The following is a 15674-nucleotide window of genomic DNA, read 5'->3' as shown; positions in this document are numbered from 1 at the left end:
CCGGGGTGCGTCTTCGACCTCGGTTTCAGCGAAGCTCAGGGCACCGCGATCCTCCGTATCGCCCGCGCATGTCCCCGGTAGGGGCGGCCGTAGATGGTCTGGATGCCGCTGGCGAAATTCTGCCCCCACACCAGCTGGGTGCGCGTTTCGTGCGGCTCGCTCGACCAGTACCAGTTGCGCTCGAAGGCTTCGCGCTGGTTGGCAAACAGCAGCGCCAGCTCGCGCCGCGTCGGCAATACCCCGCCGAGCGCGATCGCCCATTCGGCGGCGGTGGGCCAGCTGACGTCCACCGCTTCGCCTGGCAACAGCACCAGGTGATAGTCCGCTTCTTCTCCCTTGCCCAGGATTAGACCTGCGTAGGCCTCGCCTTCTTGCAGCATGGCCCGCACTTGCATGTACTCGCCCATTTAACACGTCCTTTGAGTTGGTAGCCAATTCTTAAGACCGTCTCAATCGGGCTTTGGTTGCGTCTGTGTGTTCGATCTAGCTCATGCAAGCGTTTGATTTCCATGTAGAAATTTGTCTTAGAGGATTAATACTCCCAGAAAATTTTTTTTAAAAAACGTTGAACTTAGGAAGTTTCCTCCACTCAAAGGGTTACATTCACTTTCTGAGGCTTGTAACCTTGAAGAAACAATTCAACGCTTTTGCTTCGACGCACCGCATCAAATCCCTGCTGTGTATTGGTGCCGCTGTCCTGCTGACTGCCTGCGGCGGCAACACCGACGCCGGCATCGAGCAGCCGTCGGCCACCGCCGCCAGCCTGGCCACCGATGCCGGCGCCGCTGCCAGCGCCGCCGCACCGGCCGCAGCAGTCGAGCCCATCACTGAAGCAGCGCCTGCAGCAAGTAATGAAGCAGCAAGCGCAGCAAGCAACGGAGCAGCAACCGGCACTGAGCCGGCGCGTACTGCAAACACCGCCGACGCCACCACCCAGGCGCCGGCCGTAACGACCCAGGAATTCAACCTGACCGGCTACGACAGCAGCTCGCTGCAAGCGCAGACCGGTCAAGAGAATGCCAGCGCCAACGCACTGGCCCCCATCAAGCAGTAACGAGCAGTTCCATCCCGCACAGTCGCCCAGCGCGCCCTGTGCACCCAGAGGCCCACAGAGATGTGCGCCTGATTAAGCAACCAGGACGATGCCACCGCTCTTTCACAGGTGGCCGGCTGCACCGGATTTTCCGGCGCATCGGGGCCTTTTTTGCCCTCTGTCCTCCGCCCGCTCAGTCGGGCATACAGGAAAACTACAAATGACCAAGACTTTCGCTTTCGCTTCGAACTTCCGCCACAAGGCTGCTCTCACCGCCGCCGTCGCCGCCCTGCTGGGCGCCTTCGGCAGCGCCGCCGCCGCGACCCCGGCCACCACGTACAACTATTACGTGTCGCCGAACGGTTCGGATTCGGCCAACGGCAGCAAGGCCACCCCGTTCAAGACCCTGGCGAAGGCCGCCCAGGTCGCGACCAAGCCGAGCACCACTGTCTTCGTTGCCCCGGGCACCTATGCCGGCGGCTTCAAGACCACCGGCAACGGCACCGCGGCCGGCCGCATCTACTGGGTCTCGACCACCAAGTGGGGCGCCAAGATCGTTCCGCCGACCAACTCGACCAACAAGACCGCCTGGGATAACCGCGGCAACTACGTCAGCATCATCGGTTTCGAAGTCGACGGCAGCAAGATCGGTTCGGGCACCAAGTGGACCCTCGGCATCTACACCGGCGGTTCGTACAACGTGATCGAAGGTAACCACGTGCACCACACCGCGACCACCATCCCGTGCTCGAGCGCGGGCGGTTCGGCGATCGGCGTGGACAGCTACTTCAAGGGCGTCAAGGGCGATGTGATCGGCAACGTCGTGCATGACATCGGCCCGGCCGGCTGCTCGTATGTCCAGGGTATCTACCACTCGACCTCGGGCACCATCATGAACAACGTGGTCTACCGCGTCGGTTCGGCTGCGATCCACCTGTGGCACGACGCTACCGACGTCAAGATCGTCAACAACACGGTGAGCTCGTCGGCGTTCGGCATCATCGTCGGCGGCGGTGACTTCTACTTCACCTCGGCTGGCGCGAACAACGTCCACGTGCACAACAACATCGTGTTCGACAACAAGTACGGCATCTCGGAGCAGGGCAAGACCGGTACCGGCAACACCTACAAGAACAACCTGGTGTTCCAGAACCCGACCTACAACATCTTGCTGCGCAACGGCCTGAAAGCCACCAACACCATCAGCTCGAACCCGCTGTTCGTCGGCTACTCGCGCACCGCCGCCACGCCGAACTTCAAGCTGACCACCAGTTCGCCGGCGATCGGCCGCGGCCTGGCGACCTACGCGCTGGGCACCGACATCGATGGCCGTGCGCGTAACGCCACCACCGGCTACGACCTGGGCGCTTATCAACATTAAGCATCACTCAGCAGTACTCAGCAGCACCGGCAGCACCAAGCAGCAACAAGTAGTTCCATCCCGTGCAGGCGGCCTCCGCCGCCTGTGCACCCGAAGGCGCCACGCACCGCGTGCGTCTGATTAAGCAACCAGGAAGGCGCCACCGCTTTTTTACAGGTGGCCGGCTGTACCGGATTTTCCGGTGCACGGGGCACTTTTTGCCCGTCATTCCACGCCCACTCCCTCCGGGCCCACAGGAAAAACACAGATGAACAAGACTTTCGCTTTCGCTTCGCACATCCGCCACCACGCTGTCCTCTGCGGTACCGCAGCCGCCCTGATGGGCGTGTTCGGTGCGAGCACTGCCCTTGCGGCCACCTCGGCCGCCGCGCCGACCCTGGCTGCCGCCACCACCGCCCAGAAGGACCAGATCAACCAGCTGTACGTGCAGCTGCTGGGCCGCCCCGCGGATGCCGCCGGCCTCGCATGGTGGGCGCAGATGCTGGACAGCGGCATGAGCATGGACGCGATCGCCGCCCAGCTGAAAGCCAGCGACGAATACGCAAAGCGCAACACGAATGCTGGCCCTACGGCCGGCGGCCTGCCGAGCATCCCGGCCACCACCTATAACTACTACGTGTCGCCGAACGGTTCGGATTCGGCCAACGGCAGCAAGGCCACCCCGTTCAAGACCCTGGCGAAGGCCGCCCAGGTCGCGACCAAGCCGAGCACCACCGTCTTCGTTGCGCCGGGCACCTATGCCGGCGGCTTCAAGACCACCGGCAACGGTACCGCGGCCGGCCGCATCTACTGGGTCTCGACTACCAAGTGGGGCGCCAAGATCGTTCCGCCGACCAACTCGACCAATAAGACCGCCTGGGACAACCGCGGTAACTATGTCAGTATCATCGGCTTCGAAGTCGACGGCAGCAAGATCGGTTCGGGCACCAAGTGGACCCTCGGCATCTACACCGGCGGTTCGTACAACGTGATCCAGGGCAACCACGTGCACCACACTGCCAACACCATCCCGTGCTCGAGCGCGGGCGGTTCGGCGATTGGTGTCGACAGCTACTTCAAGGGCGTCAAGGGCGACGTGATCGGCAACGTCGTGCACGACATCGGCCCGGCAGGCTGCTCGTATGTCCAGGGTATCTACCACTCGACCTCGGGCACCATCGTGAACAACCTGGTGTACCGCGTCGGTTCGGCGGCGATCCACCTGTGGCACGATGCGACCGACGTCAAGATCGTCAACAATACGGTGACTTCGTCGGTGTTCGGCATCATCGTCGGCGGCGGCGACTTCTACTTCACCTCGGCTGGCGCGAACAACGTCCACGTCCACAACAACATCGTGTACGACAACAAGTACGGCATTTCGGAGCAGGGCAAGACCGGCAGCGGCAACACCTACAAGAACAACCTGGTGTTCCAGAACCCGACCTACAACTTCCAGCTGCGTAATGGCCTGACTCACACCAACACCATCAGCGCGAACCCGATGTTCGTTGGCTACTCGCGTACCGCCGCCATGCCGAACTACGAGCTGAGCACCAGCTCGCCGGCAATCGGCCGCAGCCTGGCAACCTACGCACCGTCGACCGACATCGATGGCGTGGCGCGCGGCGCAGGTGGTGACCTGGGTGCATACCAGCACTAATTCACTTTCCGGCTAAGTCGGACCGAAACCTGCAGGTGCACACCTGCAGGTTTTTTACGCCAGTCGAAATGCGATCAGTCGGCCAGCGGCAGGGCCATCTGCGGATCCTGTACACCCGGGCGGTTCACCGCATTGGTCACCTTGTACCACTCGAAAGCGTCGCAGGGCAGGGCGGCGCGGCGCGCCAGGTCGAGCGCTTCCTCGGGCGACAGGTCGGGGTTGAGCCAGATCGCGGCGTCTTCCGCTTCCAGCACAACCGGGCGGCGGTCGTGGATGTCGAGCATGCCTTCGTCGGCGGCGTCGGTGACCAGCACGAAGCCGGCCTCGGCGCGGTTTTCGGTGAAACTGCCGAAGTTGGCTAGCGCCAGCAAGAACAGGGGCGCACCGTCCTTGCGATGGATGTGCCAGGGTTGCTTCTTGCCCTTTTCGCCGGTCCACTCGTACCAGCCCTGGGCCGGCACGATGGCGCGGCCTTTCTTCAGGAGCGGCTTCCAGTAGCGGTTGGTGAGCTTGTCCATGCGCGCATTGACCATGATCGGCACCTTGCCCTCGGCCCAGCGTGCGCGGTAGCTCCAGAACACGTCGTCGATGCGGCGCTCGCCGTCCTGCAGGTGCATCACCGGCCGGTAGCTGCCGGGCGAGACATTCCAGGCCGGCCCCGACTCGCTGTCGTAGACCGCGTCGGTCCAGCCGAATACGCTGGCGTAGTAGCGAGCCGTCTGGCTCTGGTCAAATCGTCCACACATGGGCCCATGGTAGCGCAGGCGCCGGGAAGGCGCGGCACGCTAGCGTCCGGCCGAGTTCGCTTGGCCCCTGCGCGCGGTGGTATGCTCGCGGGTGAATCGAACCGATAGGAGAACCCGTAATGGCAACTGGCTGGTGGAGCGTCCTCAAAACCGTGCCCTGGAGTGAAGTGATCAATGCCGCGCCGCAGGTGGCCAGCGGCGCGCGCCGGCTATGGGATACGGTGGCGCGCAAGTCCGGGACCGCGGGCGGGATGCCGATGGGGCAGGCGATGGAGGCCGAGCCGGAAGAAGACCATTTCGGTACGCTGGTCATGCGCGTCGAAAAGAACGAAGGCACGCTGCTGGATCTACGCACCCAGATGCTGCAGGCTTCCGAGATCATCGCCAACCTGGCCGAGCAGAACGCCCAGCTGATCGCCAAGATGGAAGTGGCGCGCACCCGCATGCTGTGGTTGGGCCTGACGACCGGTATCACGTCGATCCTGGCGCTGGTCGCGCTGGCGCTGGTCATGGCGCGTACTTAAACCATGAAAATCGTCCTGATCCTGGCGACGCTGTTCGTCTTCGTCTCGCTACTGCTGAACGGGGCCCGCCGCCGGGGCAAGCTCGACAACAAGGCGAACCGGGCAGTCGCCGAGCTGGCAACCTCGATGCGTATCTTCGTCTATGGCCTGCTGTTCTTCGTGGGTCTGGTCTGCCTGGCAGTGGCCTGGCAGTCGCTGCACTGATTGTTCCAGGCAATGTATTTCCGCACATTTGTGCGAACACGCTGACAAACTCGCGGGATAAACCGGCGCTTGCAGGCCGGGAGAGCGGGCCTATCTAGGTTACGTTCTCTGGTGGATAGTTCCCACCTCTCCGCGTGTCTCCAGCTCAGTGTTGACTGAGTATTAGGCCGCTGTCCTGATGGACAGCGGCATTTTTTTTGAACAGCGGGAAAATTCTGGGAAAGCTCAGGTGATGGTGGTGCGGGCAGCCGGAATCGAACCGGCACGCCTCACGGCGGCAGATTTTAAGTCTGATGCGTCTACCAATTTCGCCATGCCCGCGCCGGCGCGCATTGTACTACGTGGAGCAGCTGTCGTGTTGCTGCTTAGGCATCGGAGCGTCCGGATCCACTCATCCATTGGTCCTCCGCCAAGGATGGTGTAGCATGCCGGACGGCGGCCTGACCTTGTTGCCGCCGTCGCAAGAGGACAAGAATTGAACATCATTATCAATGACGAACTGCGTGCCTTCGTCGACCCGCTGACCGATATCGAATACGCCGCGCTCGAGCGCAGCCTCCAGACCGAGGGCTGCCGCGACGCGCTGGTGCTGTGGCGCGACACCCTGATCGACGGGCACAACCGCTACGAGATCTGCCAGAAGCACGGCATTCCCTTCCGTACCGTCCACAACAACAATTTTGCCTCGATCGAAGACGTGATGCTGTGGATGATCGACAACCACCTGGCCCGGCGCAGCGTGTCGGACTTCCAGCGCGGCGTGCTGGCGCTCAAGAAGAAGGAAATCGTCACGGCGCGCATGGCCGAGAAAATGGCCGAGCAGCCGCCCGAGCCGGAAGCCGACGACCTGGATTCGCGCCCGCCGCCACCGTGGAACACCCGCGAGGAAATCGCCAAGGCGGCGCGCGTGTCGGCCAATACCATCAGCCAGATCGAGCGCATCCAGAAGGCGGCGACGCCGGAACTGCGCGAGGCGGTGCGCGCCGGCACCATCTCGATCAATGCGGCTGCCAACGTGGCCCAGCTGTCCGAAGAAGAACAGAAGGCGGCCGTGGCCGGTGGACGCAAGGAATTGCAGCAGGCCGCGCGCCAGGTGCGCGAGCAGAAGATGGCGACTCGCCCGAAGAAGGAAAGCGTGTTCTCGGACCCGGCCGACGAGCTGGCCTCTGCCCGCGCCGAGATTGCTTCGCTCAAGGACCGCGTCGCCACCCTGCTGACCGAAAACGAAGTGCTCAAGCAGCGCCTGATCCACGCCGGCGTCACACAATAATTATCCGGAGACACGCATGACGACCACCCGCCTCATTCTGCCGACCATCCTGGCCTGCGCCTTTGGCGCCGCACCGGTGCTGGCCGCGCCTGCGAGCGCGGCGCCGGCCGCGAAGCAGGCCACCAGCCTTGAGCTGGCGCGCTGGAAGAAGACGGCGGCGCGGGTGACCATCATGCGCGACAAGTGGGGCATTCCCCATGTGTTCGGAAAAACCGATGCCGACGCGGTATTCGGCCTGCTGTACGCCCAGGCCGAGGACGACTTCAACCGCGTCGAGCTCAACTACATCAACGCCATGGGCCGCCTGGCCGAGGTCGAGGGCGAAAAGGAAGTCTGGCGCGACCTGCGCATGAAGATGTACATCACCCCGGCCGACATGCAGGCCAAGTACGCAGCCAGCCCGGCCTGGCTGAAGGAGCTGATGAACGGCTTCGCCGACGGCCTGAACTATTTCCTGCATACCCATCCGGAAGTGAAACCGAAGCTGATCACCCGCTTCGAACCCTGGATGGCGCTCAGCTTCAGCGAGGGCAGCATCGGTGGCGACATCGAATCGATCGACCTGAAGGAACTGGAGCGTTTCTACGGCAAGCGCTCCGCGCAGCCGAAGATGGCCGCGCTGGACAAGGGCTTCGATGCCGAACCGCGCGGCTCCAACGGCTTCGCCATCGCCCCGAAACTGTCGAGTTCGGGCAATGCGCTGCTGCTGATTAACCCGCACACCTCCTTCTATTTCCGTCCGGAAGTGCACATGGTGAGCGAGCAGGGCCTGAACGCCTACGGCGCCGTAACCTGGGGGCAGTTCTTCATTTACCAGGGCTTCAACGACAAGGCCGGCTGGATGCATACCTCGGGCGGCGGCGACGTGATCGACGAATACCTCGAGACCGTGGTCGAGAAGGGCGGCAAATACTTCTATAAGTATGGAAATGACGAGCGCCCGATACAGCAGCGGCAGATCACGCTGCCGTACAAGACCCCATCCGGCGCGATGGCCAGCAAGACCGTGACCGCCTACTTTACCCACCACGGCCCGGTGGTGCGCGAGGAGAGCGGCAAGTGGGTGGCGGTGAAGATGATGGACGAGCCTTTGAAAGCGCTGACCCAGTCGTATTCCCGCACCAAGGCGCGCGACTACGACGCTTTCTACAAGGCGATGGAGCTGCGCACCAATTCCTCGAACAACACGGTGTACGCCGACGCGAAGGGCAATATCGCCTACTTCCACGGCAACTTCATCCCGAAACGCGACCCGCGCTTCGACTGGAGCAAGCCGGTCGACGGCAGTACGCCCGCCACCGAATGGCAGGGCCTGCACGCCATCAATGAAACCATCACGCTGTTCAACCCGGCCAGCGGCTATATCTCGAACACCAACAACTGGCCGTTCAGCTCCTCGGGCGCGAGCAGCCCCAAGCGCCAGGACTGGCCCGCCTACATGTGGTCGCTGCCGGAGAACGCCCGCGGCCGCCATGCCGAGCGCGTGCTGAAGGATGCCAAGGGCTTTACCCTCGACAGCCTGATCGCCACCGCCTACGACAGCGAGCTGACCGCCTTCGAGCCGCTGGTGCCGCAACTGGTCAAGGATTACGAGGCTTTGCCGGCGAACGATCCGCGCAAGGCCGCCTTGGCCGCTCAGGTCGCCGCGCTGCGCGGCTGGGACCTGCGCTTCGGTGTGGCGTCGGTGCCGACCTCGCTGGCAATTTACTGGGGCCAGGACATGGTGGCGCAGAACGCCGCACGCGCCCGCGCCCAGGGCATGCCGGTGGTCGACTTCATCACCAGCAGCTTGAGCTCCGACGAGCGCCTCGCTTCGCTGCAGCGCGCCTCCGACAGGCTGACGGCGGACTTCGGCACCTGGCAGACCCCATGGGGCGAGATCAACCGCTTCCAGCGCATCAGCGGTGACGTCGACCAGCAATACGACGACAGCAAACCGAGCTGGCCGGTGGGCTTCGCCTCGGCCAACTGGGGCTCGCTGGCCTCGTTCGGCATGGTGGCCAAGCAAAAGACCAAGCGCATCTACGGCGACCGCGGCAACAGCTTTGTCGCGGTGGTGGAATTCGGCCCGCGCGTGCGCGCCAAGAGTATCCTTGCAGGCGGCAACAGCAACAATCCGGCCTCGAAGCACTTCGCCGACCAGGCCGAGATGTACAGCCGCGGCGAGTTCAAGGACGTGCTGTTCTACAAGGAAGACATCGAGAAGCACCTGGAGCGCAAGTACCACCCGGGCCTATAAGGGGCAAGACCATGCGCATGAGCGAGCGGCACAAGATGCTGGCAGGCGAGCCCTACCATGCGAACGATCCCGAACTGGTCGCCGAGCAGGCCTTGACGGCTGCCTGGCTGGCGCGCTACAACGCCGCGCTCGGTCAGCCGGTCTCGGTCTGGCGCACACTCCTGTCCGAGCGCCTGGCGGCCGTGGGGGAGGGCAGCATCCTGCGCCCGCCCTTCCATTGCGACTACGGCTGGAACATCCGCCTCGGCAGCCGGGTCTTCGTCAACTTCAACTGCACCATCCTCGACGTCGCCCAGGTGACGATCGGCGACGACACCCGCATCGGTCCGGCGGTGCAGATTTATACCGCGGAGCACCCACTCGACCCAGTCTTACGCCGCAGCGGCCAGGAATCGGGCCGGGCGGTGACGATCGGCAGCAATGTCTGGATCGGCGGCGGCGCCATCATCCTGCCGGGCGTCACCATTGGCGACGATGCCGTGGTCGGCGCCGGCAGCGTGGTCACGCATGATGTCGCGGCCGGGAGCCGGGTCGCCGGCAATCCGGCCCATGTGCAGGGCGGCTGAGCTGGCCTGGAGCCCGATCCGCTTGTTATAATCCGGCAATTCCGCAACCCCAACGCAGTCCAGGTCCGGCCGTGGCAAAACTCTATTTCAGGTATTCGGCGATGAACGCCGGCAAATCGACCGCCCTGCTGCAGGTCGCGCACAACTACGAAGAGCAGGGCCAGCAGGTCAAGCTGTACACGGCGGCGATCGACGACCGCTACGGCGTCGGCCTGATCACTTCGCGCCTGGGCCCTCAGCGCCAGGTCGACCTGTTCGACAGCGAGACCGATTTCCTGCTCAGTGCACCGCCGGTGGCCTGCATCCTGGTCGACGAAGCCCAGTTCCTCTCTACCCTCCAGGTCCAGCAGCTGCATCAGGTGGCGCAGGTGCGCGGCATCCCGGTGATCTGCTACGGCCTGCGCAGCGACTTCCGCGGCGATCCTTTCCCCGGCTCGGCCTACCTGCTGGCGCTGGCCGACGACATCGAGGAAATCAAGAACATCTGCACCTGCGGCAAGAAGGCGACCATGAACATCCGGGTCGATGCCGAGGGCCGCCGCATCCGCGAAGGCGAACAGGTGAGTATCGGCGGCAACGAGAGTTACCGCCAGGCCTGCGGCCGCTGCTTCTACGCACGCTGAGGCGCCCATGCTGTCCTGCGTGTCCTGGCTGCCGGCCGCCGCGTGCGCCGGCGCCGACATGCTGCTCTACCTGGTCCCGTCCGCCGCGCTCGCGCTGCTGCTCTGGATCGGCTCGGGCGCCCACCCGTTCTTCTTCCTGTTCACCGCCGCCGGCACCCTGTGCCACGAGCTGGCGCATTTCTCGGTCGGCCTGCTGACCAATGCCGAGCCCATCGGCCTGAGCGTGATCCCGCGCCGGATTAAAAAGCCGGGGAAGGGGCACAATTGGGAACTGGGTTCGGTCACCTTCGCCAACCTGCGCTGGTACAACGCCGCCCCGGCCGCGCTGGCGCCGCTGCTGGTCCTGGCGCTGCCTTTCGCCGTCGCCTGGTGGCGCACCCGGCACGGCTGGGTGTTCGAGCCGGTCGACCTGGCGCTGGCATTTTTCCTGGCGCCGCAGTTCCTGTCCTTCTGGCCCTCGCCGGTCGACTGGCGCCTCGCGGCGCGCTCCTGGCCGTGGATTCCTGTGCTGCTCGTTGTTGGCTTGGCCATGGTTTTCCGCTCTGAACTGCTCCAGCTTGTCAAAGGATGAACACCAGGCTTATGGGAGACTTAATTGTCCGGCGCAAATGAACAAATGCCGGCTCTGCCTTCCTTCCGCTTCCTGTAGAATGGCTCACAAAGGGCGTATTGACCGGCTTGCTTGTTCCCACCCATTGTCGGTCGCGCCAGGCACAGTATTTTCGTTTCGGAGAGACGACGAATGAAGAAGCAGCACCTGTTCATGGCCGCGATGGCCTTCGCAATGTCCGCCCACGTGGTGACTGCCCAGCCGGAAAAAGTCGCGGCTGTCACCCCCGCCAAGAGCATTGCCGGGTCCGCCGCTAGCCTGCAGATGAAGCCGCTCGCCGAGCAGACCCAGGCGGCCCTGTGGGCCTCGCGCGTGCTGGGCCGCTACCACTACAAGGCGGTGCCGCTGGACGACGCGATGTCGGTCAAGATCTTCGACAAGTTCTTTGAGGCGATGGACAGCGAGAAGCTGTATTTCAGCCAGGCCGACGTCGACCAGTTCGCGCCCATGCGCACCAAGCTGGACGACGCCATCAACAACGAGAACCTCACCGTTCCGTTCGCCATCTACAACCTCTACCAGCAGCGCTTCACCGAGCGCATGAATTACGCGCGTCAGCTGCTCAAGACCAAGCCGGACTTCACCCTCGACGAATCGATCGAGCTCGACCGCGAGAAATCGCCTTGGGCCAAGAGCGAGGACGAGATCCGCGAACTGTGGCGCAAGCGTGTCAAGAACGACTGGCTGCGCCTGAAGCTCGCCGGCAAGGACGAAAAAGCCATCCGCGATACGCTCGACAAGCGCTATGAGAACTACATCACGCGTATTCGCAAGCTGAACAACGAAGACGTGTTCCAGATGTTCATGAACGCGTACGCCACCGCGATCGAGCCGCACACCAACTACCTGGGCCCGCGCTCGGCCGACAACTTCGACATCGCCATGCGCCTGTCGCTGGAAGGCATCGGCGCCGTGCTGCAGTCGCGCGACGAGTACACCGTCATCCGCGAAATCGTGCCGGGCAGCCCGGCCGCGCTGTCGGGCAAGCTGAAGGTGGGCGACCGCATCACCGGCGTGGCGCAGGGCAGTGGTCCGTTCACGGACGTGCTGGGCTGGCGCATCGACGACGTGGTGCAGCTGGTGCGCGGCGAGAAGAACACCACCGTGCGCCTCGACGTGCTGCCGGGCGATGCCGGTCCGGACGCCAAGCATGTCACCGTCACCATGGTGCGCAAGAAGATCAGCATGGAAGAGCAGGCTGCCAAGAAGTCGATCATCCAGGTCAAGGATGGCGCCTTCACGCGCCGCGTCGGCGTGATTTCCCTGCCGACCTTCTACCTCGACTTCGAGGCGCGCCGCCGCGGCGACAAGGACTTCCGCAGCGCCACCCGCGACGTGGCCCGCATCCTGGGCGAGCTCAAGAAAGAGAAGGTCGACAACGTCCTGATCGACCTGCGCAACAACGGCGGCGGCTCGCTGACCGAGGCGATCGAACTGACCGGCCTGTTCATCGACAAGGGTCCGGTGGTGCAGCAGCGCGACGCGCAGGGCCGCATCGAAGTCGAATCCGACCTGCAGCCGGGCCTGGCCTGGGACGGTCCGATGGGCGTGTTGATCAACCGCGGCTCGGCCTCGGCCTCTGAGATCTTTGCCGCCGCGATCCAGGATTACGGCCGTGGCCTGGTCATCGGCGAACCGAGCTTCGGCAAGGGCACCGTGCAGACCCTGATCGACCTCGACCGCTTCTCGCCGGCCGAGAAAGTGCGCTACGGCGAGCTGAAGATGACCATCGCCCAGTTCTTCCGCATCAACGGCGGCACCACCCAGCTGCGCGGCGTGACGCCGGACATCAAGCTGCCGGTGCTGGCCGACCTCGAGAGCTTCGGCGAATCCTCGTATGACAACGCGCTGCCCTGGGTGGCCATCAAGCCGGCGAACTATGCGGCTGCGGGCGACCTCAAGGAACTGATCGCTCCGCTGCAGAAGCGCCACGAAGCCCGTATCGCCAAGGACAAGGAGTTCCAGTTCCTGCAGGAAGACATCGCCGAGGTGCTGAAAATCCGCAAGGAGAACGCAATCTCGCTGAACGAGTCGGTGCGCCGCAAGGAGCGCGACGCCCAGGACGCCCGCGCCAAGCTGCGCGAAGCGCGCCTGGCCGGCGCCAGCGGCACCAATACCGACGAACCTGCAGCGAGCCCGGCGGGCAAGGAGGCGCGCGGCAAGGTGCCGGCCCCGACCAAGCCAGCCAAGGCAGTGACGGCGGTGCGCGGTTCGCCGCGCCAGGATGACGGCCTGCAGTACGACGAGCGCGACCTCGCGGCGGAACTGGCGGCCGAGAAGGCGGCCAAGGACGCCAAGGACATCCTGCTGCAGGAAGCGGCCAACATCCTGGCCGACGAGGTGGGGATGCTGCGCACCGATACCCGGATGGCCTCGCGCGCCATGCCTTATATGGCGACCCCGCGCAACGGCAACTAAGTTAAGGGCGCCCAATGGGCGTCATATAGAACCGGCAAAAGGCCGGGCTTCGCGAAAGCGGGCCCGGCCTTTCTTTTTGTGCTTTGCTATGTTAGTCTGGAAACAGAAGTTAGTTTTATATTAATGTATGCGACACACATTTGTTGGGTCCGTGACTAAGGCTTATAGGATTAGTCCTACTGATTTTTCGGACTATTCCCAGATTGCATACCCCGCGCACTGTTGAGTTCGTTGAAATCTTGTCTTTTTTTTAGTTGTGATAGCATAAGCCTACGGTTGTAAAAACAACAAGTTCATATCACCCAAGGAGTTATTGCTATGTTAATTCGCCGCCTCGTGATCGCTACGCTGCTCGCCAGCGCTGGTGCTGCCCACGCCGACACCATTCCTGCCGCTCCGGCGCAAGGTTCGAACGTCGTGTCCGGCTGGACCGCGGGCAATGGTACCGACGTGCTCGGTTCCGGTGTCCTGCAAGGCAACAACCTGAACCTGATCGGCGGCGTGGCCTACACCACCGGCACCGGTTCCAAGGCGAACCTGGAAGACGTGTTGTTCGGCAAGGTTGCCGGGACCATTGGCCAGGTCGACGGCAAGACCACGCTGTTCTTCCAGCGCGGCATCGAGGCGAGCTACCTGCTGTCGGCCGGTCACAGCCTCCTGGCCGCAAGCCTCGGCCCGGGCAAGTCGGTGGTCGGTTCCGCTGACGGCGCCATCATCGCCGACGGCCTGACCAAGGCGCCGATCATGTCGGGCGGCGGCAATCAGAACAGCACCAATAACAGCGGCGGCTCCTCGAGCGGTTCGAGCGGTTCCGGCGGGTCGAGCGGCTCTTCCGGCAGCGGCACCAGCGGCAGCGGCTCGAACAATTCGTCGAACAGCGGCAGCGGTTCGCAGTCGGGCAGCACCGGCAGCACCGACCAGTCGACCGTTACCCCGGTTGTGACCACGCCGAACAACGGTGGCCTGCTCATTCCGCAGCTGGAAACCCCGCTGGCAGCCGAGGTGCCTGAGCCGTCGAGCATTGCGCTGATGATGCTCGGTATGCTGGGCGCCGGCGCGATGACCCGCCGCCGCGCACGCTGATCCTCAAGCACGCAGGGTGGCCTGCCCACCCTGCATAAGTGCAAATTTCCCAACTAGGCAGCAAATGTGTCGGGTACAATCCTTGTGAACGATCGTGCTTTTTCAGGCGATGATAACAAGGAGACGACATGGACCTGCACTACTCGGACGAGGACCTGGCCTTTCGCGACCAGGTCTGCGCCTTCCTCGATTCCCACCTGCCCAAGGATTTGCAAGCCAAGGTGTTCACCCACAAACGGCTGAGCAAGGATGACTTCGTCCGCTGGCACAAGATCCTCGCCGCACAGGGCTGGGTCGCCCCCGGCTGGCCCGTCGAATTCGGTGGTCCCGGCTGGACACCCGTGCAGCGCCACATCTTCGAAGAGGAATGCGCACGCGCCGGCACCCCGCGCGTCATGCCCTTCGGCATCGACATGGTCGCCCCCGTGATCATGGCCTTCGGCAGCCAGGAACAGAAGGAGTACTTCCTGCCGCGCATCCTGTCCTGTGAGGACTGGTGGTGCCAGGGCTATTCCGAGCCGGGTTCCGGTTCCGACCTCGCTTCGCTCAAGACCAGCGCCGTGCGAGGTGTGGACAATGAGGGCGACCACTATATCGTCAACGGGCAGAAGACCTGGACCACGCTGGCCCAGCATGCCGACATGATCTTCTGCCTGGTCCGCACCGATACCTCGGTGCGCAAGCAGGAGGGCATCTCCTTCCTGCTGATCGACATGCACTCGCCCGGCGTGACGGTGCGCCCGATCATCATGCTCGACGAAGACCACGAGGTGAATGAAGTCTTCTTCGACAACGTACGGGTCCCGGCGGCCAACCTGGTCGGCCAGGAAAACCGCGGCTGGACCTACGCCAAATACCTGCTGGGCCACGAGCGCACCGGCATCGCCGCCGTCGGCCGCAGCAAGCGCGAGCTGGCCTTCCTCAAGCGCCTGGCGCGGCGCGAACAGAAGAACGGCCGCCCGCTGCTGGAAGACGCGCTGTTCGCGGCCAAGGTGGCGGACCTGGAGATCGAGCTGATGGCGCTCGAGATGACCGTGCTGAGGGTGCTGGCCAAGGCCAACAAGGCCCCCGGTCCCGAAGCGTCCGTGCTGAAGGTACGCGGCACCGACATCCAGCAGGCCCTGACCGAACTGATGCTGGAAGCGGCCGGCCCGATGGCGCTGCCCTTCGATCCGGCCTATCTGGAAGGGGACACGGAGCACAGCGTTGCCGGCGACGACGACGCGGCTCCGCTGGCGTCCTACTACTTCAACTACCGCAAGACCTCCATCTACGGAGGCTCGAACGAAATCCAGCGCAACATCATCACCCAGATGATCCTGGGGCTGTAAGGAG

At 63.7% G+C, this 15674-nt stretch carries 15 protein-coding genes and 1 tRNA gene; 13 read left to right on the top strand and 3 right to left on the bottom strand.

The features are described from left to right. Window positions 1–35 precede the first annotated feature (35 nt). Entirely contained in the window at window positions 36–407 is a 372-nt protein-coding gene (locus GV068_RS24110) for a DUF1566 domain-containing protein (protein WP_159704025.1), read from the bottom strand. Window positions 408–625: 218 nt separating this feature from the next. On the opposite strand from GV068_RS24110, the gene GV068_RS24105 reads away from it, so the two are divergent. From GV068_RS24105 to GV068_RS24095, 3 genes are all read left to right on the top strand, one after another. Next, on the top strand, window positions 626–1054 hold the full coding sequence (locus tag GV068_RS24105) for a hypothetical protein (protein ID WP_201303344.1): 429 nt from the start codon (window positions 626–628) through the stop codon (window positions 1052–1054). Between the two features lie 199 nt (window positions 1055–1253). Next, on the top strand, window positions 1254–2414 hold the full coding sequence (locus GV068_RS24100; protein ID WP_201303343.1) for a right-handed parallel beta-helix repeat-containing protein: 1161 nt from the start codon (window positions 1254–1256) through the stop codon (window positions 2412–2414). A 247-nt stretch (window positions 2415–2661) separates the two neighbouring features. Continuing rightward, window positions 2662–4056: a DUF4214 domain-containing protein gene (locus GV068_RS24095; protein ID WP_229464458.1), complete on the top strand. Its 1395-nt coding sequence runs from the start codon at window positions 2662–2664 to the stop codon at window positions 4054–4056. 74 nt (window positions 4057–4130) lie between these two features. On the opposite strand, the gene GV068_RS24090 is transcribed toward GV068_RS24095, so the two are convergent. Beyond that, the gene (locus GV068_RS24090) at window positions 4131–4802 is read right to left on the bottom strand and encodes an SOS response-associated peptidase (RefSeq protein ID WP_159704019.1); all 672 of its coding nucleotides are present in this window, start codon (window positions 4800–4802) and stop codon (window positions 4131–4133) included. 119 nt (window positions 4803–4921) lie between these two features. Here GV068_RS24090 and GV068_RS24085 point away from each other — a divergent pair, with 119 nt between their 5' ends. Next, window positions 4922–5326, top strand: a complete 405-nt coding sequence (locus tag GV068_RS24085; protein WP_159704016.1) for a hypothetical protein — start codon at window positions 4922–4924, stop codon at window positions 5324–5326. A 3-nt stretch (window positions 5327–5329) separates the two neighbouring features. Next, window positions 5330–5530, top strand: coding sequence for a hypothetical protein (locus GV068_RS24080; protein ID WP_159704013.1), 201 nt, complete (start codon window positions 5330–5332; stop codon window positions 5528–5530). Between the two features lie 236 nt (window positions 5531–5766). On the opposite strand, the gene GV068_RS24075 is transcribed toward GV068_RS24080, so the two are convergent. Then, a tRNA-Leu gene (locus GV068_RS24075) sits at window positions 5767–5851 on the bottom strand. Between the two features lie 154 nt (window positions 5852–6005). On the opposite strand from GV068_RS24075, the gene GV068_RS24070 reads away from it, so the two are divergent. The 8 genes from GV068_RS24070 to GV068_RS24035 all read left to right on the top strand — a co-directional run bounded on the left by GV068_RS24070 (window position 6006) and on the right by GV068_RS24035 (window position 15670). After that, window positions 6006–6800 (top strand): hypothetical protein, encoded by a 795-nt coding sequence (locus tag GV068_RS24070; RefSeq protein ID WP_159704010.1) that lies wholly within the window; start codon window positions 6006–6008, stop codon window positions 6798–6800. 16 nt (window positions 6801–6816) lie between these two features. Next, entirely contained in the window at window positions 6817–9039 is a 2223-nt protein-coding gene (locus GV068_RS24065) for a penicillin acylase family protein (RefSeq protein ID WP_159704007.1), read from the top strand. Window positions 9040–9056: 17 nt separating this feature from the next. Continuing rightward, window positions 9057–9605: a sugar O-acetyltransferase gene (locus GV068_RS24060; RefSeq protein ID WP_373888430.1), complete on the top strand. Its 549-nt coding sequence runs from the start codon at window positions 9057–9059 to the stop codon at window positions 9603–9605. 71 nt (window positions 9606–9676) lie between these two features. After that, window positions 9677–10228: a thymidine kinase gene (locus GV068_RS24055; RefSeq protein ID WP_159704001.1), complete on the top strand. Its 552-nt coding sequence runs from the start codon at window positions 9677–9679 to the stop codon at window positions 10226–10228. Window positions 10229–10235: 7 nt separating this feature from the next. Then, window positions 10236–10799, top strand: coding sequence for a hypothetical protein (locus GV068_RS24050; protein ID WP_159703998.1), 564 nt, complete (start codon window positions 10236–10238; stop codon window positions 10797–10799). A 171-nt stretch (window positions 10800–10970) separates the two neighbouring features. Continuing rightward, the gene (locus tag GV068_RS24045; RefSeq protein ID WP_159703995.1) at window positions 10971–13256 is read left to right on the top strand and encodes a carboxy terminal-processing peptidase; all 2286 of its coding nucleotides are present in this window, start codon (window positions 10971–10973) and stop codon (window positions 13254–13256) included. Window positions 13257–13574: 318 nt separating this feature from the next. Beyond that, window positions 13575–14339 carry a PEP-CTERM sorting domain-containing protein gene (locus GV068_RS24040; protein ID WP_159703992.1) on the top strand — a complete coding sequence of 255 codons (765 nt, stop codon included), beginning with the start codon at window positions 13575–13577 and terminating at the stop codon, window positions 14337–14339. 128 nt (window positions 14340–14467) lie between these two features. After that, entirely contained in the window at window positions 14468–15670 is a 1203-nt protein-coding gene (locus GV068_RS24035; protein ID WP_159703989.1) for an acyl-CoA dehydrogenase family protein, read from the top strand. Window positions 15671–15674: the final 4 nt, after the last annotated feature.

Source organism: Massilia sp. 9I, from assembly GCF_902506415.1.
Classification (GTDB): Bacteria; Pseudomonadota; Gammaproteobacteria; order Burkholderiales; family Burkholderiaceae_D; genus Telluria.
This window is presented reverse-complemented; position numbering and strand designations above follow the sequence as displayed.